This window comes from Aurantimonas endophytica (assembly GCF_014196845.1).
Lineage (GTDB): Bacteria > Pseudomonadota > Alphaproteobacteria > Rhizobiales > Rhizobiaceae > Aurantimonas > Aurantimonas endophytica.
The window spans coordinates 413,465-433,850 of the sequence record NZ_JACIEM010000006.1; the positions used below are offsets into that span (position 1 = coordinate 413,465).

17 protein-coding genes and 1 pseudogene are annotated in these 20,386 nt (G+C 68.9%); 8 read left to right on the forward strand and 10 right to left on the reverse strand.

Annotated elements, in window-relative coordinates; translation table 11 throughout:
* Nucleotides 1-67 precede the first annotated feature (67 nt).
* The 8 genes and pseudogenes from GGR03_RS22385 to GGR03_RS22420 form a co-directional block, all read right to left on the reverse strand.
* Nucleotides 68-685 carry a class I SAM-dependent methyltransferase gene (locus GGR03_RS22385; protein ID WP_183210995.1) on the reverse strand — a complete coding sequence of 206 codons (618 nt, stop codon included), beginning with the start codon at nt 683-685 and terminating at the stop codon, nt 68-70.
* A gap of 11 nt (nt 686-696) precedes the next feature.
* A pseudogene (locus tag GGR03_RS22390) lies at nt 697-2,228 on the reverse strand (YifB family Mg chelatase-like AAA ATPase).
* A 246-nt stretch (nt 2,229-2,474) separates the two neighbouring features.
* A complete protein-coding gene (locus GGR03_RS22395) occupies nt 2,475-3,062 on the reverse strand; it encodes an SH3 domain-containing protein (protein WP_183210996.1) in 588 nt (195 codons plus the stop codon).
* Nucleotides 3,063-3,175: 113 nt separating this feature from the next.
* Nucleotides 3,176-4,114 carry a glutathione synthase gene (gene gshB, locus GGR03_RS22400; protein WP_183210997.1) on the reverse strand — a complete coding sequence of 313 codons (939 nt, stop codon included), beginning with the start codon at nt 4,112-4,114 and terminating at the stop codon, nt 3,176-3,178.
* Between the two features lie 86 nt (nt 4,115-4,200).
* Entirely contained in the window at nt 4,201-5,238 is a 1,038-nt protein-coding gene (locus GGR03_RS22405) for a glucokinase (protein WP_183210998.1), read from the reverse strand.
* A 720-nt stretch (nt 5,239-5,958) separates the two neighbouring features.
* Entirely contained in the window at nt 5,959-6,960 is a 1,002-nt protein-coding gene (gene mepA, locus GGR03_RS22410; RefSeq protein WP_183210999.1) for a penicillin-insensitive murein endopeptidase, read from the reverse strand.
* A gap of 149 nt (nt 6,961-7,109) precedes the next feature.
* Nucleotides 7,110-8,102 (reverse strand): Gfo/Idh/MocA family protein, encoded by a 993-nt coding sequence (locus GGR03_RS22415; protein ID WP_183211000.1) that lies wholly within the window; start codon nt 8,100-8,102, stop codon nt 7,110-7,112.
* Nucleotides 8,103-8,188: 86 nt separating this feature from the next.
* Nucleotides 8,189-9,190 (reverse strand): adenosine kinase, encoded by a 1,002-nt coding sequence (locus GGR03_RS22420; RefSeq protein WP_183211001.1) that lies wholly within the window; start codon nt 9,188-9,190, stop codon nt 8,189-8,191.
* A 141-nt stretch (nt 9,191-9,331) separates the two neighbouring features.
* On the opposite strand from GGR03_RS22420, the gene GGR03_RS22425 reads away from it, so the two are divergent.
* The 6 genes from GGR03_RS22425 to nirB all read left to right on the forward strand — a co-directional run bounded on the left by GGR03_RS22425 (nt 9,332) and on the right by nirB (nt 16,753).
* On the forward strand, nt 9,332-10,075 hold the full coding sequence (locus GGR03_RS22425) for a sulfate transporter family protein (RefSeq protein WP_183211002.1): 744 nt from the start codon (nt 9,332-9,334) through the stop codon (nt 10,073-10,075).
* 83 nt (nt 10,076-10,158) lie between these two features.
* Nucleotides 10,159-10,677 carry a DUF305 domain-containing protein gene (locus GGR03_RS22430; RefSeq protein WP_183211003.1) on the forward strand — a complete coding sequence of 173 codons (519 nt, stop codon included), beginning with the start codon at nt 10,159-10,161 and terminating at the stop codon, nt 10,675-10,677.
* Nucleotides 10,678-10,817: 140 nt separating this feature from the next.
* Nucleotides 10,818-11,420, forward strand: a complete 603-nt coding sequence (locus GGR03_RS22435) for an ANTAR domain-containing response regulator (RefSeq protein ID WP_183211004.1) — start codon at nt 10,818-10,820, stop codon at nt 11,418-11,420.
* Entirely contained in the window at nt 11,417-12,625 is a 1,209-nt protein-coding gene (locus tag GGR03_RS22440; RefSeq protein ID WP_183211005.1) for a CmpA/NrtA family ABC transporter substrate-binding protein, read from the forward strand. Before GGR03_RS22435 ends, GGR03_RS22440 begins: the two co-directional genes overlap by 4 nt.
* A gap of 361 nt (nt 12,626-12,986) precedes the next feature.
* Entirely contained in the window at nt 12,987-14,282 is a 1,296-nt protein-coding gene (locus GGR03_RS22445; protein ID WP_246368399.1) for an MFS transporter, read from the forward strand.
* A 20-nt stretch (nt 14,283-14,302) separates the two neighbouring features.
* The gene (gene nirB, locus GGR03_RS22450) at nt 14,303-16,753 is read left to right on the forward strand and encodes a nitrite reductase large subunit NirB (RefSeq protein WP_183211006.1); all 2,451 of its coding nucleotides are present in this window, start codon (nt 14,303-14,305) and stop codon (nt 16,751-16,753) included.
* A gap of 4 nt (nt 16,754-16,757) precedes the next feature.
* Here the strand turns inward: nirB and GGR03_RS22455 are convergent, their stop codons facing one another.
* Nucleotides 16,758-17,045 (reverse strand): helix-turn-helix domain-containing protein, encoded by a 288-nt coding sequence (locus GGR03_RS22455; protein WP_252920326.1) that lies wholly within the window; start codon nt 17,043-17,045, stop codon nt 16,758-16,760.
* Nucleotides 17,011-17,286, reverse strand: a complete 276-nt coding sequence (locus tag GGR03_RS22460) for a BrnT family toxin (RefSeq protein ID WP_183211007.1) — start codon at nt 17,284-17,286, stop codon at nt 17,011-17,013. The genes GGR03_RS22455 and GGR03_RS22460 overlap by 35 nt, the downstream gene beginning before the upstream one ends.
* A gap of 74 nt (nt 17,287-17,360) precedes the next feature.
* Between GGR03_RS22460 and nirD the strand changes: the two genes are divergently transcribed.
* Nucleotides 17,361-17,699, forward strand: a complete 339-nt coding sequence (nirD, locus tag GGR03_RS22465; RefSeq protein ID WP_183211008.1) for a nitrite reductase small subunit NirD — start codon at nt 17,361-17,363, stop codon at nt 17,697-17,699.
* Entirely contained in the window at nt 17,696-20,377 is a 2,682-nt protein-coding gene (locus tag GGR03_RS22470) for a nitrate reductase (RefSeq protein ID WP_183211009.1), read from the forward strand. The genes nirD and GGR03_RS22470 overlap by 4 nt, the downstream gene beginning before the upstream one ends.
* The last annotated feature ends 9 nt before the right edge of the window (nt 20,378-20,386 follow it).

The following is a 20,386-nucleotide window of genomic DNA, read 5'->3' on the forward strand; positions in this document are numbered from 1 at the left end:
TTGCCCCGCCTCTCGGCCGGCATGCTCATGGCGCGTCGGGCCTTCTTCCCCATCAGCCTCCCACCCGTCACTCCCTCTGCGCCAGCCAGACCTTGTGGATCGCGGCGTGGGGCTCGTCGAAATCGCTGGCGAGCACCGACAGGCCGTTTGCGCCCAGCAGCTCGCGATAGCCGGCATCGCTGAAGCTCGCATAGGCGAACGGCGTGCCGAACATCGTGTCGTCGATCGTCGAATGGCCGGGCCCGCTGGTGAACAGCAGCAGCCCGCCCGGCCGCAGCCAGGCGGCAAAATGCCGGATCATCCGCGCCTGTTCGTCATGCGACAGATGGAAGAAGCTGTCCCAGGCGATGATGGCGGCGAATTTCTCCGCGGGCTCATAGGCCAGCATGTCGCACCGGATGGTGGCCACGCCCGGATAACGCCGGCGAAAATGCTTGAGCATGCCGGCCGATCCGTCGAGCGCCGTGATCGACATCCCCGCGTCGACCAGCGATGCGAGGCCGACATGGCCGGTCCCGCAACCGCAGTCGAGCAGATGATCGCCGGGCGCCAGGCGCTCGGCGAGCCCCGAGAAATAGGCGAGCTCCCAAGGTTTCACCTTGCGGGCGGCCTCGAAGGCGTCGGCGATGATGTCGTAGCCGGCGACGGCGGGGTGCCGCAGGTCGAAACCGCGGTCGGAGGGCATGGCGCGCGCCATCATGCGGCCGCGGACAGCCGTTCGCCGGCCATGCGGTAGGAGATCGCCTCGGCGAGGTGGATGCGCCGGACCGGCCCGTCACCGTCGAGATCGGCAAGCGTGCGGGCGACCTTGAGGATGCGGTGGTAGGCGCGGGCGGAGAACTTCATCTGCTCGGCAGCCTCGCGCAGCAGCCGCAGCCCTTCGGCATCGGGCTCGGCCACCGTCTCCACAAGCGCCGCGGCGCAATGGGCATTGAGCGTTTCCGCGGGCAGGCCGAGGTTGCGATAGCGCTCGGCCTGGACGTCGCGCGCCGCCGCGACCCGAGCGGCAACCGTCTCCGACGTCTCCGCCGGCTGCGGGCGGATCATGTCCGCCGCAGTCACCGCCGGGACGTCGACCCTGAGGTCGATCCGGTCGAGCAGCGGCCCGGAGATCCTTGCCTGATAGTCGGCGGCGCAGCGCGGGCCGCGGGCGCAGCTGCGCCCCGGCTCGCCCGCCATGCCGCAGCGACAGGGGTTCATCGCTGCGACGAGCTGGAACTTGGCAGGATAGGTGACCCGGTGGTTGGCGCGGGCGATGACGCTCTCGCCGCTCTCCAGCGGCTGGCGGAGCGAATCGAGCGCCACTGGCGAGAATTCCGGCAGCTCGTCGAGGAACAGGACGCCGCGATGCGCCAGCGACACCTCGCCCGGCCGGGCCCTGAGGCCGCCGCCGACCATCGCCGCCATCGAGGCCGAATGATGCGGCGCGCGGAACGGCCGCCGGTCCGACAATTTGCCGCCCGACAGCTCGCCGGCGATCGAGGCGACCATCGACACTTCCAGCAGTTCCCGGGGCGCCAGCGCTGGCAAGACCGAGGGCAGGCGCTGCGCCAGCATCGACTTGCCGGAGCCGGGCGGCCCGACCATCAGGAGGTTGTGGCCGCCCGCCGCGGCGATCTCCAGCGCCCGCTTGGCGACGGTCTGGCCCTTGATCTCGGCGAGGTCCGGCAGGTTGGCGGGCGCGGCGCGGATCGACGGCTCGGGGCGGGCGATCAGCTGCGTGCCGCGGAAATGATTGGCGATCTGGATCAGGCTGCGGGCCGCGACGATGTCCATGTCGCCGCTCGCCCAGGCCGCCTCGGCGCCGCATTCGGCAGGGCAGATCAGCCCGAGCCCGAGCGCGTTGGCGCCGATCGCGGCCGGCAGGACGCCGGCCACCGCCGTGGTCATGCCGTCGAGCGAGAGCTCGCCCAGGACGAGATAGCCGGTCAGCGCATCGGAGGGGATCGCGCCCAGGGCGGCCATCAGGCCGAGCGCGATGGGCAGGTCGTAGTGGCTGCCTTCCTTCGGCAGGTCCGCCGGCGCCAGATTGACCGTCACCTTCTTCGGCGGCATCGACAGGCCCGAGGCGTGCAGGGCCGCCTGCACCCGTTCCCGGCTCTCGGCGACCGCCTTGTCGGGAAGGCCGACGATCTGGATGCCCACCTTGCCGGGGGCGACCATCACCTGCACGTCCACGGGAACCGCATCGACCCCTGGAAGGCGACGGTCTTGATGCGCGAGACCATGCCGACACTCCCCTGTCGTCCGCTGCTTGATGGCAGCACACTCTCCAACGTGCCCCTAGGTAAGCACGATCGGCAGAATGAAACAAGAACGGGAGCGGAACAAATCCACGACGAATCGGCGGATTCGATTCGGCGTGACCAGACATGAAGAATTCTTGAACAGGCTACCGGCCGGTCGCGGAGCGCCCCACGAGAAACGGCGCGGGCGTTGCCGCCCGCGCCGTCGATCCTCACGATGCGACGAAATCAGTCGACGCGGTAGAGCGGGACGACCGGCTCGGCCCGGGCCGGGCCGCGAGTGTCACGGCGATCGTCGCGCCGGTCCTCGCGGAAGTCGCGGCGGTCCTCACGGCGCTCCTCGCGGAAATCCCGGCGGTCGTCGCGGCGATCTTCGCGGAAGTCGCGACGGTCATGACGGCGCTCGGCCCGGCGCGGGCCGCGATCGTCGTAGCGGTCGCGATCGCGGTAGAAGGAGCGGCCGCGATAATGGTTGTCCCAGTAGCTGCCGACCGAGAAGCTGATCACCGGCGCCCGGATGCGCTCGACATAGCGCGGGCCGGTGTAGCGGCGCTCGCCGGCGTCGGCGAGATAGTTCGACGACATCCAGCCGCGCTGTCCGCCATAGCCGACGTCGCACCAGGAGCGCGTGTCGAGGCAGCCGAAGACGCGGACGCGCTCGCCGGCGCCCACCACGTTGACGGCCGGATAGGCGGTCGACGGTCCGGCGCGAAGATTGACGTCGGTGACGGCGATGGCGCGCGACTGCGCCTGCGCCTCTGCCGAGACAGTGAATGCGCCCGCCAGAGCCAGCGCGGCAAAGAGCATCTTTTTCATGTGTGCTTTCCTCGGAATGATCCGAAACCCGTCCGGTTTCTGAAGGCACTAAGCCATACGTAACCCGTACGGTTCCGGAACGAGGCTGTTAGCTGGGGTTCAGCTTCGCGCCCTCAGCGCCGCGCCTCGATCGCATCCCAGAGCAGCGCCGCGATATCCGGCCCGCCGAAGCGCTTGATCTCGCGGATGCCGGTCGGCGAGGTGACGTTGATCTCGGTCAGCAGGTCGCCGATCACGTCGATGCCGACGAAGATCAGGCCGCGCTCCTTCAGCGCCGGGCCGATGCGCCGGCAGATCTCCCTCTCCCGCTCCGTCAGCTCGGTCGCCTCGGCGCGGCCGCCGACATGCATGTTGGAGCGCGCATCGGTCTCGGAGGGGACGCGGTTGATCGCGCCGGCATATTCACCGTCGACCAGGATGATGCGCTTGTCGCCCTTGCGCACGTCCTTCAGGTAGCGCTGCACGATGAACGGCTCGCGGAAGAGGAGCCCGAACGTCTCCAGGAACGAGGTGAGGTTGCGGTCGCCCTCGGTGATGTGGAACACCCCGGCGCCGCCATTGCCGTAGAGCGGCTTCAGCACGATCTCGCCGAACTCCGCGCGGAACGCGGCGACTTCCTCCGGGTCCTTGGTGATCAGCGTCTCCGGCATCAGGTCGGCGAACTCGGTGACGAAGATCTTCTCCGGCGCGTTGCGGACCGAGGCGGGGTCGTTGACCACCAGCGTCTTCGGGTGGATGCGGTCGAGAATATGCGTCGAGGTGATGTAGGCCATGTCGAAGGGCGGGTCCTGGCGCAGCAGCACGACGTCCATCTCGGCGAGGTCGACCTTCTCCGTCGGCCCGAGGGTGAAGTGGTTGCCCTGTTCCTCGCGCACCTCCATCGCCTCGCCGCGGGCCGTGGCGCGGCCATCGCGCAGCGACAGCCTGTCGGGCGTATAGTGGAACAGCGTGTGGCCGCGCTGCTGCGCCTCGAGGCAGAGGGCGAAGGTGGAGTCGCCCTTGATCGAGATCGAGGAGACATGGTCCATCTGGACGGCGACTTTGAGCGCCATGGCGGCTGTCCTTGACTGGGGAGGGGAGGTTTCGCCGCTGTGGTAGCGCCGTCGCGCCCGTCAGGCAACGGCAGCGGTGCGGGGCATCAGCCCCCGGGCAGTGCGATCCAGCGGCGGCCGGTGGTCTCCACCCCGAAGAAGCGCGGCGTGCGTGCGAAGGTCGCGAGCCCTGCCAGCGCCGCCAGCGGCTCGGTCACCACATAGAGCGGAATGTCCTTGAGCAGGGCGCTGTGCGGCGCCTTGTCCTCGAAGGCGGCGCGGATCTGGTCGGCCTTCAGGATCGGAAGAATGCGCTGGAAGATGCCGCCGCCGATGAACACGCCGCCCCGCGCCATGAAGATCAGCGCGATGTCGCCGGCGACGCGGCCGAGATAGGTGGCGAACAGGTCGACCGCCTCGATCGAGGCCGCGTCGCCGCGACCGGCCGCGGCCTCGGTGATCTCGGCGGGCGTCGCGTGCACCGGCTCAGCGCCGTTCACGGCGGCGATCGCCTGGTAGAGATTGACCAGGCCGCGCCCGCACAGAACCTGCTCGGCCGAGACCCGTCCCTCGATCGTCTTCAGATGCGGCCAGATGGCGAGGTCGCGCGCCGTGCGCGGCCCGAGATCGACATGGCCGCCCTCGCCGGCGACCGGGATCCACATGTTGCGCGCCCGCACCAGCCCGGCGACGCCGAGTCCGGTTCCGGGCCCGAGCACCGCGCGGCTCGCGCCTTCGTGGACTGTGCCACCGCCGATCTGGCTGCGAGACGTCGCCGGCAGCGAGGAGATCGCCAGCGCCTGCGCCTCGAAATCGTTGAGGACGATGACCTCGCCGAGCCCGAGGCCGGCGAGCATCTGCCGCGGCCGCACCACCCAGGGGCAATTGGTCAGGTCGATCTCGTCGCCGTCGACCGGGCCGGCGACGGCGAGCACCGCCGATTGCGGCTGGATCGAGGTCTTGTCGAGCACGCTCGCCTGGATCGCCTCGTCGATCGTCGCGAAGTCGGCGGTCTGGACGACCGGAAACATCTTCGGCTCGGCGAAGGCATCGAGAAGGATGGCGAAACGCGCATTGGTGCCGCCGATATCGCCGATCAGGATCGGAAATTTCAGGGCGTCGTTGCCGCCGCGTCGCTCCGCCATTGCTGCCCGCCTGTCTGGGTTGGGAGAATGCCGTCCATAGCGCTTCCGGCCGTCCGACGCAAAATCTCCAGGCCTTGGAAAAATTCGGATGCCGATCGCGCGGCCTGCGACGCGGCGCGCGAAATCAGCGCCGCGCCCGGTTGCTGCCGGACCGGCGGTCGGAGCCGCGTTGCCGCCCCGACAAGCGGAGCAGCGGATCGCCGAGGGCGAGCCCTCGAAACTTTACAATGCGGCACGCCCCCGGCGATCCGCGCGATGTCTTTGCGGCTTCGACACGTGCTTCCCCGCCGTGACGCGACGCTACCGCGACGCTGGCAGGGGGCACTGGCGGCCGGCTCTTCCCGGGTGTCCCCGGTCAAGCGGACCGATCCGCAGCCTCCTCGTAATGGGAGACGGTCCGGCGGCGCCTCGAAACCGTCCGGGCCGGCGCGCCTCCGGAAGGCGCGTCCGTCGCGGACACCGCTCGCCGCCCCGGCCGATCCCGGCGATCGTCCGTGCCCGCCCGGGCGGCGATGAGGGGAGTATGCGGCGGCGGCGAGGGGCGGGGATTAATGGGGTCCCAGATTTTCGAGGAGGGACTTTTTCGTGCCTCGCCTGCAGGGCTGAGGGGCCGCATGACCCCCCTCTGTCCTGCCGGACATCTCCCCCACAAGGGGGAGATCGACAGGCACGGTAGGCCGCGTCCGATCGTCGACGGCCGCAAGACCGGCAGGATCGGGTCTACTGCAGCGGGCGGCTGGTGGGGATCGGGACCGACGCCGTCGGGGCGTAGGAGAGGGCGCCGGGGACGGCGTCGCGCGGTGCGGCGGCGAGGACCGGGTTGCCCGAGCCCATGCCCGGCGCGTTGAGGACGACGCGGCACTGGTTCGGCAGGTCGGCGAGGCCCATCGGCCGCTTCGGCTTGGCGGGCTTGGCGGGCTTGGCGTTGGGCGGTGGCGGCTTCAGCGCGACGTTGAACCACCAGCCGAGATCGCCGCAGCCGTCGCCGCTGCCGGTCGATTCCTGCGGCGTGCAGCCGGCCGATCCCGGCTGGCAGCGCAGGCGGACGTGGAAATGTTCGTGATGGCCGTAGATCGGCCGCACCTTGTTGAGCCAGGCGCGGTCGCGGCCGGCCGTCTCGCAGAGCTTCTTCTTGATGCCGGGATGGACGAAGACGCGCTGCACCTCGCGGTCTTCGGCGGCGAGGCGGATGAGGTCGCGGTAATTGTCGGTCCAGATCCGGTCGTCGACGGTGAGCGTTCCCTCCCGCAGCACCGAGCGGAAGGCGAAATCCTCGCGCGCCTGTTGCGTGAGGCGTTGCGCCGGCATCGGCTGCAGCCAGATGTCGGCGTCGAGGCCGATCTGGTGCGAGGCATGGCCGAAGGGCAGCGGGCCGCCCCGGGCCTGGGAGATGTCGCCGACCAGCAGCCCCGGCCAGATGCCGCGCCGCGCCGCCTCGTCCGACAGCTGCTGGAGAAAGGCGATGGTGGCGGGATGGCCGAAGCGCCGCTCGCGCGACAGCCGCATCGCCTGCCAGTGCGGCCCGTCCGCGGGAAGCTCCGCAGCGCCCGCGAGGCAGCCTTTGGAATAGAAGCCGACGCTTTCCGGTGCGAGGGCGGCGGGACTGGCCTTGGCGGCGAACAGCTCCTTGGCCGGCGGCTCGGCATTGGCGGCGCCGGCGGCAAGGACGAGCGCCAGCAGCGTGGCAGCCAAGCGCCCGGCTTTTCGTCCTGTCGCCATCATCTTAGGGTCTTCCCTGTCGCTCTCTCGCGGCAAGCCTAGCGCGGGATCATGGTCCGAGCCTTGCGCGCCTGCCGCGTCCTGTCCCCCACCGCGTCACCGCGGCCGGGCGCCGACCCTGCCGCCGCGATGAGCCGATTTGAAGGCGGAGGTCAGCCGGCGACGTCGACCCAGTCGCCGGTGCGACCGGCTTCGAAGAGGGCGTCGATGGCCGCCTGGTTGCGGCGGCTGGATTCCAGCGGGAACAGCGCGACGTCGCGGCCGCGCGCCTTCTCGGCGAAGGCCTCGACCTGCAGACGGTACTGGTTGACGCCGGGAAAGCGGAAGATCTCGGCGCGGCGGTGCTGGCGATCATGCAGCGTGACGCTGTCGCCGTCGTAGAGGCCGGCATTGAAGGGCGCGGCGACCTCGATGACGCCGTCCTCGCCGTGGAAGACCATGGTCTGGCGATGCGCCATGCCGGTGCCGAGCGTGAGGCTCAGGCCGAAATCGCCGAAATCCGCCGTGCCGGTGACGAAGCTGTCGGTGCCGAAGGCGGGATCGATGACGACGTTCGCGCGCACCCGGCGCGGCTCGAGCCCGGTGGCGAAACGGGCGGCGACGAGCGGATAGACGCCGATGTCGCGCAGCGCGCCGCCGCCCAGCTCCGGCCGGTTGCGCATGTTGGCGGGGTCGACATTGTGATAGCTGAACGTCGATTCGACGTGCCGCAGCCGGCCGATGGCGCCGGAGGCGACGAGGTCGCGCACCGTCAGCCATTGCGGATGGTAGGTGATCATGAAGGCTTCGGCGACCACGATTCCGGCCGCTTCCGCCGCTGCCGCGATCTCGGCGATCTCGGCGGCGTTCATGCCCATCGGCTTCTCGCAGAGCACGTGCTTGCCGGCGGCGATGGCCTTCAGCGTCCATTCGGCATGCTGGGCGGTGGGCAGCGGGATGTAGACCGCCTCGACGTCGGGCGAGGCCAGCAGCGCCTCGTAGCTGCCGAACGCCTGGCGGATGCCGTAGGTCGCCGCGATTTCGAAGGCGCGTTCGCCGTCGCGGCTGGCGATCGCCACCAGCGAGCCGTTGAGCGACTCGGCGATCGCCGGGATCAGGCGGTCGCGCCCGATCTTGGCGGTGGACAATATTCCCCAGTTCAGCATCGCGTCCCTCCGGCGGCAGGCATCCGGCCAGGTGCAGCCGGATGCGGACGTCGGGAATGTGGGTGGGGAACGCCCGGCGGCGAGTGTCAGCCGGCGAGAATGGCCGCGACCTCGGGCAGGCGGTCGAGCGGGGTCTGCGGGCGGGGGCCGATCTGGCCGATGATGTGGCCGGCCGCCGCGACGCCGAGCCGGGCGCTCTTCTCGTGATCGAGCCCCGACGTGTAGCCGCGCAGGAAGCCGCTGGCGAAGAGGTCGCCGGCGCCGGTCGTGTCGACCACCTGGTCGACGGGACTTGCCGCGACGGTGATGCGCGTCTCGCCGTCGAGGACGATGCAGCCCTTCTCGCTGCGGGTGACGATGGCGAAGCGCTTGACGTCCGCCGCCAGACGGTCGAGCGCCGGCTCCAGCGTCTCGGTCTCGTAGAGCGACATGGCCTCGCTCTCGTTGGCGAAGACGATGTCGACCGTGCCGGTGCGCATCAGCTCCAGGAACTCGTCCCTGTAGCGATGGACGCAGAAGGAATCCGACAGCGTCATCGCCACCTCGCGGCCGTTGGCGTGGGCGATGCCCGCCGCCTCGACGATCGCCTGCTTGGCGCGCGGCGGATCCCAGAGATAGCCCTCGAAATAGGTGACCTTGGCGGCCGCAACGATCGCCGGGTCGATGTCCTCGGGGCCGAGCTCGACGCAGGCGCCGAGATAGGTGTTCATCGAGCGCTCGCCGTCCGGCGTGACGAGGATCATCGAGCGCGCCGTCGGCGGATGGCCATCGAGCGGCGTCGTGGCGAAGTGGACGCCGAGCGAGCGGATGTCGTGGGCGAAGATCTCGCCGAGCTGGTCGTTGGAGACCTTGCCGAAATAGGCGCCGGTGCCGCCGAGGCTGACGAGGCCGGCGATGGTGTTGCCGGCGCTGCCGCCGGAGGTCTCGATGGCCGGGCCCATGGCACCGTAGAGATGCTCGGCGCGCTCGGCGTCGATCAGCGTCATGCCGCCCTTCTGGATGGTTTCTCGCTCGAGAAATGCATCGTCGGTGCGGGAGATGATGTCGACGATGGCGTTGCCGATCGTCAGGACGTCGTATTCGGCCATGATCCGTTCCGTTGCTGGTGAATTGCCGGCCCTTCTAGAGCCTGCGGCGGCGCATGGCCAGCGCGGAAGGGCGTATCCGGCGGCGTTGCGGCCGCGGGGGGCTGCGCCTATCTCCGGGGCGATGCCAGGAGAGACGCAAAGATGATCCTCACTTCCGCCGCCCTCGCCTTCCGCGACATCTTCTCGCAGCCTTTCCGCGCGGCGCTGTGGAAGACGCTCGGCCTTGCCGCGGTCGTGCTGATCGCGCTGTGGTTCGGCGTCGGCTGGCTGTTCGAATGGCTGGCGGTGCCGTTCCTGGGCAATCTCTTTCCCGACGCCCCCGCCTGGGTCGACCAGGCCGGCACGGTCGCGGGCTTCGCGGCGGGGCTGGCGCTGGCGGTGCTGCTCGCCTTCCTTATCGGCCCGGTCAGCGCGGTGATCGCCAGCCTGTTCCTCGACGACGTCGCCGAAGTCGTCGAGCGCGAGAGCTATCCGGAAGCCCCGCAGGGTACTGCGATGGCATTCCTGCCGGGTCTCGTCCTGTCGGTAAAATTCTTCGGCGTGGTGATCCTCGGCAATCTCCTCGCCTTCGCGCTGCTGCTGGTGCCGGGCGTCAACATCGCCGCCTTCTTCCTCGTCAACGGCTATTTGCTGGGGCGGGAGTATTTCGAGTTCGCGGCGTTGCGCTATCGCACGGAGAACGAGGCGAAGGCGCTTCGGGGGCGCTATGGCACCACGGTGTTCTTCGCCGGCCTCGTCATCGCCGGCTTCCTCGCCGTTCCGCTGCTCAATCTTTTGACGCCGCTCTTCGCCGCGGCGCTGATGGTGCATCTCCACCAGCGCGTCGCGAAGAAGGAGGGCGGGTTGATCGCGTCGGCAGAGATTCCGCGGGTGGCGCGGGGGTAAGGGAGCGGGCCTGGCCGGCGTCGGCCGCATCCATGCCAAGCCCGAGGCGTTAGCCCTGGCAGGGAAGCAGAAGGACCAACGCCATGAGCTACGCCCGCTTCGCCGGCATGATCGCCACGTCCACCGTCGTCATGTTCGCCCTGATGTATCTCAACACCTACGCGCTGGACCACGTCTTCTACAGCCAGACGCGGACCTGGATGGCGATCTACATGGGCGCCGTGATGGCCGTCATCATGCTGGGCTTCATGTGGTCCATGTACGGGAACAAGGCGGCCAATTTCGCCATTCTCGGCGCCGCGGTGATCGTCTTCGCGGGGTCGCTGTTCCTCGTGCGCAGCCAGGAGACGGTCGGCGACGTCGCCTACATGAAGGCGATGATCCCGCATCATTCGATCGCGATCCTGACCAGCGAGCGGGCCGAGATCACCGATCCGCGCGTGCGCCAGCTCGCCGACGAGATCATCGAGGCGCAGGTGCGGGAGATCGACGAGATGAAGCGCCTGATCGCCGATCTCGAGGCAAGCCCACCGGCCGAAAGTGCGCCGGTGCTGCCGGCACGCCCGGCGACTGCCGCCGACGGGCCTTCGCAGCCGCAGTAGCAGCGCGAGGGGAAGAAGCCGGGCTTCACGATCGCCGAGGTCCCGGACCTGCGTGATCCCGGCATGCTTGTGCGGAAACCACAGGCGCCACGTCGCTCATTTCGCGTTGCACAATCTTGGGCGGCAGGCAAAGTGGGAGCATGAACCGTGCCGCCCTCCGGATACTCATCATCGACGAGAACCGCATCCGCTCGGCGGTGATCGAGGAAGGGCTGCGCGAGGCCGGGCATGGCGAGGTCACGACGGTCCATGACGTCGGCGGGATCGCGCGGCGCATTGCCGAGATCGAGCCGGACGTCATCGTCATCGACCTGGAAAATCCCAACCGCGACATGCTGGAAAGCATGTTCCAGCTCTCCCGTGCGGTGAAGCGGCCGATCGCCATGTTCGTCGACCGCTCCGACAGCGCCTCGATCGAGGCCGCGGTGGAGGCAGGCATCTCCGCCTATGTGGTGGACGGTTTGCGCAAGGAGCGGGTCAAGCCGGTGATCGAGATGGCGATCAGCCGGTTCAACGCATTCGCCCGGATGGCGCGCGAACTCGACGAAGCGCGCACCGAGCTCGAGAGCCGTCGGCTGGTCGACCGCGCCAAGGGCATCCTGATGACGTCGCGGGGCCTGTCGGAACAGGACGCCTACGCGCTGCTGCGCAAGACGGCGATGAACCAGAACCGCAAGATCGCCGAGATCGCGCAGAGCCTGATCACGGCGGCCGACCTGCTGCGGCCGGGAGACGAGACATGAATGCTGGCCACCGCGTCACCGTCGGCTTCCTGCCGCTTCTCGACAGCGCGATCCTGGTGGCGGCGCGTGAGAAGGGCTTCGCCGAGGCCGAAGGCATCGAGCTGTTCCTGGTGCGCGAGAATTCCTGGGCGAGCATCCGCGACCGCCTTGCCGTCGGCCATTTCGATGCCGCGCACATGCTCGCGCCGATGCCGATCGCCTTCAATCTCGGCCTCGCCCCGCTGGCGGCGCGCACCATCGCGCCGATGGCGCTCGGACTCGGCGGCAATGCCGTCACCGTCTCGCGACGCCTGTGGGATGCGATGAAGCACCACGGCGCCGCCGACGACCTGGATCCGGCTGAGGCCGGCAGGGCGCTCCGCGCGGCAATCACCGCGCCCCCCGGCGGCGAGCGGCCGCGCTTCGCCGTGGTCCACCCGCATTCGGGGCACAATTACGAACTGCGCTACTGGCTCGCCGCCTGCGGCATCGATCCCGATCGCGACATCGAGATCGTCATCGTGCCGCCGCCGCTGATGCCCGATGCGCTCGCCGCGGGCCGCATCGACGGATACTGCGTCGGGGAGCCGTGGAACACCGCCGCGGCAATCCGGGGCCTGGGCCGGATCGTCACCACCAAGTCGTTGATCTGGCGCTCCAGCCCGGAAAAGGTCCTCGGCGCCTCGGCAGAATGGGCCGATGCCAATCCGCAAGCGCTGGCCGGGCTGCTGCGCGGGCTTTACCGCTCGGCCCGGTGGTGCGGCGACGCCGCCAATCGCGCCGAACTCGCCGAACTTCTGGCGGCGCCGGCCTATATCGGCTGCCCGGTGGAGTGGCTCGTCCCGGCATTGTCCGGGCACCTGCATGCAGGGGACGGGACGGAAGTCGACGTCGCGGACTTCTTCATCCCGCAAGAGCGGGCAGCCACCTTCCCCTGGAAGAGCCATGCGCTCTGGTTCTACAGCCAGATGGTGCGGTGGGGCCAGGTTGCGGCGAGCCCGCAGAACGAGGCGATCGCCCGCGACAGCTACCGCCCGGATCTCTACCGGAGCGCGCTTCGCTCGCTCGGCGTCGCCCTGCCCGGCGCCAATGCCAAGGTCGAGGGCGGCCTGACGGAGGCCACGCCCGTAGGCTCCGCCGGCGCCAGCCTCGTCCTGGGGCCGGACGGCTTCTTCGACGGGAAGGTCTTCGATCCGGACCGGATCGCCGAGTATCTGGTGTCCTGACTGCCGACATCCCGCAACGGGCCCGCTCGATGGCTGACGCAGTGCACAAATCCTGTGCGGCAGCGAGAGCCGGGTGAACATGTTTCGCGCAGGCCGGGAGGGCCCATCGGGAGGCAGTTTTCGATCAAGCCGCTGTTCGTGAAGGGATAATCGGATTCTCGGATATTTGGCACACTTCCTGCTTCACTTGGGGTGAGCCCAACGCAGGGCCCCAGTTTCGCGTCCAATGACGGGCGCTCCAGGCAAAGCCGCCGATCAAGTCAAGCGCTGCCCGCAGGTCGGGCGCGTGAGGCCTGCTCGGCGGCTTTTTTGTTTTCCAGCCCAGGCACGGCCGATCCCACGGCCAACGATGGAGCCAGAAATGACCGACACATCCGCACATTCTTCCGCCGGCTCGGCGACGCGAGCATTGTCCATGTCCACCGTCGCCTTCACCGTCTGCTTCGCCGTCTGGACGATCTTCTCGATCATCGGCATCCGTATCAAGGAGGACCTCGGCCTCAACGAGACGCAGTTCGGCCTGCTGGTGGGAATGCCGATCCTCACCGGCTCGCTGGTTCGCATGCTGCTCGGCATCTGGACGGACCGTCTCGGCGGCCGGCTCGTCTACACCGTGACCATGCTGGCCGCGGCCTTCGCGACGTTCCTGCTCGCCTTCGCCACGACCTACGCCCAGATGCTGGTGGCGGCGCTCGGCGTCGGCCTCGCCGGCGGCTCGTTCGCGGTCGGCGTCGCCTATGTCTCGCGCTTCTATCCCGCCAGCCGTCAGGGGACGGCGCTCGGGATCTTCGGCGTCGGCAATGTCGGTGCGGCGGTGACGAAGTTCGTCGCGCCCTTCGTGCTGCTCGCCTTTGGCTGGCAGAGCGTGGCGATGGCCTGGGCCGTGGCGCTTGCGGCCATGGCGGTGATCTTCTGGTTCGCCACAGAGGACGATCCGGTGATCCGCCAGCGGCGCCTGACCGGTGCGGGGCAGCCGCGCAGCTTCCTTGCCGAGTTCGCGCCGCTGCGCGACCTGCGGGTCTGGCGCTTCGCCCTCTACTACTTCTTCGCCTTCGGCGCCTTCTTGGCACTCGCCCTCTGGCTGCCGCGGTACCTCATCGGCGTCTACGGCTTCGACCTCGCCACCGCCGGCATGATCGGCGCCGCCTACTCGATCCCGGCCTCAATCTTCCGCGCCTATGGCGGCGTCCTGTCCGACCGGGTGGGCGCGCGAACCGTGCTCTACTGGACCTTCACGGTGTCGGCGCTCTGCTGCGCCATCCTCGCGATCCCGGCGACGGACTACGCCGTGCAGGGGATGAACGGACCCATCGCCTTCCACATGGCAATCGGCCCGACGGCCTTCGTCGCGGTCGCCTTCGTGCTCGGCCTGTTCATGAGCTTCGGCAAGGCGGCCGTCTACAAGCACATCCCGGTCTACTACCCGCAGAATGTCGGGGCGGTCGGAGGTCTCGTCGGCATGATCGGCGGCCTCGGCGGCTTCTTCCTGCCGATCGCCTTCGGCGCGCTCAACGATCTCACCGGCATCTGGTCGAGCTGCTTCATGCTGCTCTTCGTCCTGGTCGCCGCGTGCCTCGCGTGGATGCATCTCGCCGTCCGGCGGATGGAGAGGCAGGCCGAAGCGCCCGCGACCTCCTTTGCTCCGGCTGCAGAATGACGGATCGGGGGAGAACGGGAATGACCCAGAAACTCGTCATCATCGGTAACGGCATGGCGCCCGGCAGGATGCTCGAGCACCTGCTGGAGGCGGCGCCGGACCGCTACGACATCACGATCTTCAATGCCGAGCCGCGCGTGAACTACGACCGCATCATGCTGTCGCCGGTCCTGTCGGGCGAGAAGAGCTTCGAGGAGATCGTGATCCATGGCGACGGCTGGTACGTCGAGAACGCCATCACGCTCTACAAGGGCCACCGCATCGTCGCGATCGATCGCGACGCCCGGACGGTGACGTCGGACCATGGCGTCACGGAGCCCTACGACAAGCTCGTCATCGCGACCGGATCGGTTCCCTTCATCATCCCGGTACCGGGCAAGGACCTGCCCGGCGTCCTGACCTATCGCGACCTCGACGACGTCAACGCCATGCTGCTGGCGGCGCAGTCACGCCAGAGCGCGGTGGTGATCGGCGGCGGGCTGCTGGGGCTCGAAGCGGCCGCCGGGCTGAAGGATCGCGGCATGGACGTGACGGTGCTGCACGTCATGCCGACGCTGATGGAGCGCCAGCTCGACCCAGCCGCCGGATACCTCTTGCAGAAGGCGGTGGAGGATCGCGGCATCAAGGTCGTGACCAAGGCGAACACCAGGCAGATCGTCGGAAGCGGCAGGGTCGAGGGGGTGGAACTCGACGACGGTACCGTGATTTCCGCCTCCCTGGTCGTCATGGCCGTCGGCATCCGGCCGAGCGCCACGCTGGCGGCAGAGGCCGGCCTGGCGGTGAACCGCGGAATCGTCGTCGACGATCGGATGCGCACATCCGACCCGGACATCCTCTCCCTCGGCGAATGCGCGGAGGTGGGCGGCCACGTCTACGGTCTCGTCGCGCCGCTCTACCGGATGGCCAAGGTCGCCGCCTCGACGCTGCTCGGCGGGGCGGGCGAGAGCTTCGCGCATGTCGACACGCCCACCAAGCTGAAGGTGACCGGCATCGACCTCTACTCCGTCGGCGACTTCGCGGACGGCGACGATCGGGAGGAAATCGTCCTGCGCGATGCATCCGCCGGCATCTACAAACGCGTGGTGCTCAAGGAAGATCGCATCATCGGGACGGTGCTGTTCGGCGAGACGTCCGATGGCGCCTGGTTCGCGGACATGCAGAAGCAGCAGACCGACATATCCGGGCTGCGCGACACGCTGATCTTCGGGCAGGCCTTCCAGGGGGGCGCCTCCGCGGACCCTTTGGCGGCCGTTGCGGCACTGGCGGATGATGCGGAAATCTGCGGCTGCAACGGCGTCTGCAAAGGCACCATCGTGTCGGCCATCGCGTCGAAGGGGCTGAACTCGCTCGACGGCGTCCGGGCCCATACCAAGGCGTCGGCTTCGTGCGGCACCTGTACCGGGCTCGTCGAGAAGCTGATGACGCTGACGCTGGGCGACAGCTACAATCCGGGGGCGATCCAGCCGATCTGCGGCTGCACCGAGCTCGGCCATGACGACGTCCGCCGCCTGATCAAGGCCAAGCATCTCAAGACCATTCCCGCGGTCATGCAGGAGCTGGAGTGGAAGACCTCCTGCGGCTGCGCCAAGTGCCGCCCGGCGCTCAACTACTATCTCGTGGCCGACTGGCCGGACCAGTACGCCGACGACTACCAGTCGCGCTTCGTCAACGAGCGCGTGCACGCCAACATCCAGCGGGACGGCACCTATTCGGTCGTGCCCCGCATGTGGGGCGGCATGACGTCGTCGAAGGAACTGCGGGCCATCGCCGACGTGGTCGACAAGTTCGCCATCCCGGCGGTCAAGGTCACCGGCGGCCAGCGCATCGACATGCTCGGCATCCGCAAGGAGGACCTGCCGGCCGTCTGGGCCGATCTCGGCAAGGCCGGCTTCGTCTCCGGACAGGCCTACGCCAAGGGCCTGCGCACGGTGAAGACCTGCGTCGGCACGGACTGGTGCCGCTTCGGGACGCAGGATTCCACCGGCCTCGGCATCCGCATCGAGAAGTTCATGTGGGGCTCTTGGACGCCGGCCAAGCTGAAGATGGGCGTGTCGGGCTGCCCCCGGAACTGCGCCGAGGCCACCTGCAAGGACGTCGGGGTGATCTGCGTCGACAGTGGCTTCGAGATCCACTTCGCCGGGGCCGCCGGCCTCGACATCAAGGGTACCGAAGTGCTCGGCCTGGTGAAGAGCGAGGACGAGGCGCTGGAGGTGATCGTCGCGCTTACGCAGATGTATCGCGAGCAGGGCCGCTATCTCGAGCGCATCTACAAATGGGCCCGGCGCGTCGGCACCGACGAGATCCGGCGGCAGGTCCTCGATGATCGGGAGCGTCGCAGGGCCTATTACGATCGCTTCGTGTTCAGCCAGAAATTCGCCCAGGTCGACCCGTGGTCGGAGCGTGTCTCGGGCAAGGACAAGCATGAGTTCCAGCCGATGGCGGCGATCCCTCGCGCGGAGGCCGCGGAATGAGGTCTCAAGCCACGTCCACGATCTCCGCGACCTTTTCCGGCATGGCGGCGATGACGCGCGCATACGCCACCGCGAAATCCGGTGGCGTCACGCGCGCCTGTTCCCAGTCCCGCAGCGTGCCGACCGGCACCTTAAAACGGCGCGCGAACTCTTCCTGGCTGAGGCCCAATCCGGTTCGCGCCATGCGCACGATGCGCGACTTGACGGCACGCTCCATGGCATCGGGCCCGACGTCGAAATCCTCGGCATCGCCGGGATCAGCTCTGAGGACGATAGGCCTTTTCTTCGCCACTGTTGCTCCTCCTCACCGAAATGAAACGCGGACTGCCGTCTCTCCAGACGAAGACGGCGGTGTGAAGCCTGCCCTCGACCATGCCGATCACCTTGTACCGCTCCTCGCCGTCCTGCGGACGGATGGAGGGAATGATCAGGTGGGCGGGATCGTCGAAAATCCTGTCGCCAAACGCGAGCGAGCATCCGTGTTTCGCCCGGTTCGCGGCGTCTTTCCTGACATCGTAGCGTTGGCTACTCACCCGGACATGCTGCGGAATTTCCGTAATCAGGTCAAGCGTGGCGGGGCACCCGCCGATCTCGTGGGGGTTCCGGAATGACCACTACTCTATGGCACGACATCGGCACGATCGACGACATCCCTGTCCGGGGCGCGCGCTGCGTCGCCACGCCTCAGGGTCGCATCGGCGTGTTCCGGACCGCCGACGACAGGGTCTACGCGATCGACGACCACTGCCCGCACCGTGGCGGCCCGCTCAGCGCGGGGATCGTCCACGGCGCCTCGGTGACCTGTCCGTTGCACAACTGGGTGTTCTCGCTCGAGACCGGCAAGGCGCAGGGCGCGGACGAGGGTGCGGTCCGGACCATCCCCGTCCGGCTGGTCGGACGGCGCATCTCGCTCGGCCTCGAGCATGCCCTGATGGCGGCGGAATGACGGGGATCCCGGCAACGCCGGCGGCCGAGGCGAGGACGACCTGCCCCTATTGCGGGGTGGGTTGCGGCGTGCTGGCGCGCGTCGCCGCGGACGGCGAGGTGACCGTCCGCGGCGATCCGGATCACCCGGCGAATTTCGGCAGGCTGTGCTCCAAGGGCGCGGCACTGGGCGAGACGACGGGACACGACGGCCGGCTGCTCGCACCCGAGATCGGCGGCCGCGCTGCATCGTGGAACGCGGCGCTCGACGTGGTCGCCAGGCGCTTTCGCGAGACGATCGACCGCCACGGGCCGGATTCGGTCGCGTTCTACGTTTCCGGCCAGTTGCTGACCGAGGACTACTATGTCGCCAACAAGCTGATGAAGGGCTTCATCGGCTCCGGCAATATCGACACCAATTCGCGGCTCTGCATGGCTTCGTCCGTGGCAGGCCACCGGCGCGCCTTCGGCGAGGACATCGTGCCGGGGATCTATGCCGATCTGGAGGAGGCCGACCTCGTCGTCCTGACCGGTTCCAATGCGGCCTGGTGCCATCCGGTGCTCTATCAGCGGCTGCTGGCGGCCCGCGAGGAACGCGGCACGCGGATCGTTGTGGTCGACCCGCGGCGGACCGCGACGGCGGACGAATGCGACCTGCATCTGGCGATCGAGCCGGGCACCGACGTGCTGCTCTTCAACGGTCTGCTGGCCCATATCGCTGAGGGCCGAGCGCTCGACCGCGATTTCGTTGCCAGCGCCACGAGCGGCTTTGCCGAAGCCGTCGCGGCGGCCAGCGCCGAAGCATCCTCGCCGGCGGATGTCGCGGCGGGCTGCGGCCTGGCCGAAGCGGATGTGCGGCTCTTCTACGAGCTGTTCGCCGCGACCGAGCGGAGCGTCACGGTCTACAGCCAGGGCGTCAACCAGTCCGCCCACGGCACCGACAAGGTCAATGCCATCATCAACTGCCATCTGGCGACAGGCCGCATCGGGCGGCCCGGCATGGGTCCGTTTTCGGTGACCGGGCAGCCCAACGCCATGGGCGGAAGGGAGGTCGGCGGGCTCGCCAACCAGCTGGCGGCGCATATGGGCTTCGAGCAGCCCGCCGACGTGGACCGTGTCGGGCGCTTCTGGAACGCGGCCGGCATCGCGCGGCATGCCGGGCTCAAGGCCGTCGACATGTTCCGGGCCGCCGGCGACGGCCGCGTCAAGGCGTTGTGGATCATGGGGACCAACCCCGCCGTCTCGATGCCGGATGCCGGCCGCGTGCGCGCCGCCCTGAAGGCCTGCGAATTCGTCGTCGTCTCGGACGTGACCCGCACCGACACCACGCTCCATGCCGACGTCCTGCTGCCGGCGGCCGCATGGGGCGAGAAGAGCGGAACCGTCACCAATTCGGAGCGCCGCCTGTCGCGCCAGCGCGCCTTCCTGCAGCCGGCGGGCAGCGCACGCGCCGACTGGCGCATCATCTGCGACGTGGCGCGGCGCATGGGCTACGCGGATGCCTTTGCCTTTGAAGGACCGGCCGCCATCTTCCGCGAACACGCGGCGCTCTCCGCCTACGAGAATGACGGCGAACGGCTGTTCGATATCGGTGCCCTCGCTGGTCTGGACGACGCCGGCTACGAGCGCTTCGAGCCGGCCTTCTGGCCGCAGCAGCCGGGCGAAGGGGCCGGTCGTCTGCTCGGGGACGGGCGCTTTCCGACCGCCGACGGGCGCGCGCGTTTCGTCGCGGTGCGCCAGGAGGGTGTCGCGCTCGCCGTGGACGGCCAGCGCCCCATCGCGCTGAACACCGGACGCTCGCGCGACCAGTGGCACACGATGACGCGGACCGGCAGGGTCCCGCGGCTGATGGCCAATACGCCGGAGCCGACGCTGGAGATCGCGCCGCAGGACGCTCGGCGCGAGGGACTGGCCGATGGCGACCTCGCGCATGTGTCGAGCCGATACGGCTTCGTGCGTGCCAAGGTCAGCATCTCGGCCCGCCAGAAGCCCGGCAGCGCGTTCCTGCCGATGCACTGGAGCGGCCAGTTCGCCGCCAATGCCGGGGCCGGATCCCTGGCGACGCCGACGACCGATCCGTTTTCGGGCCAGCCGGAGCTGAAGAACGTGCCGGTGCGCATCGTTCGCGAGCCCGTCGCCTGGACCGGCGTCCTGATGACCCGGCGCGACCTGCGCCCCACCGGCTTCGTCCACTGGAGCCGATGCAAGGTCGAAGGCGGCTGGGTCTACGAGCTCTGCGGCACGGAAACCGGCGGCCAGGGAATCCTGCTGTCGCGGCAGTTTCTGAACGGCTTCTCTCGCGAACAGCTGGTCGAGTACACCGACAGGCGCGGCCTTGCCTATCGTGCCGCCGCGGTGGATGCCGACGGGGCGCTCGCCGAGGCGCTGCTCGTGGCACCGCCGGGGCAACTGCCGCCGCGCGACTGGCTGGTTTCGCTGCTCGGGTCGCGCGCGCCGCTCGGCCCGGCCGACCGCATGGCGCTCCTGTCCGGCCGCTCGCCGTCGCCGATGCCGGCCCGAGGCCGCATCGTCTGCTCCTGCTTCAATGTCGGGATCAACCAGATCGCCGCCGCGGTCGCCCGCGGCCGCCACAGCGTCGCGCTGATCGGCGAAGATCTGCGCGCCGGCACCAATTGCGGCTCCTGCCGCAGCGAGATCAGCCAGATCATCGAAGGCACCCGCCTGGCGGCCGCCGAGTGAGGGGCCCTG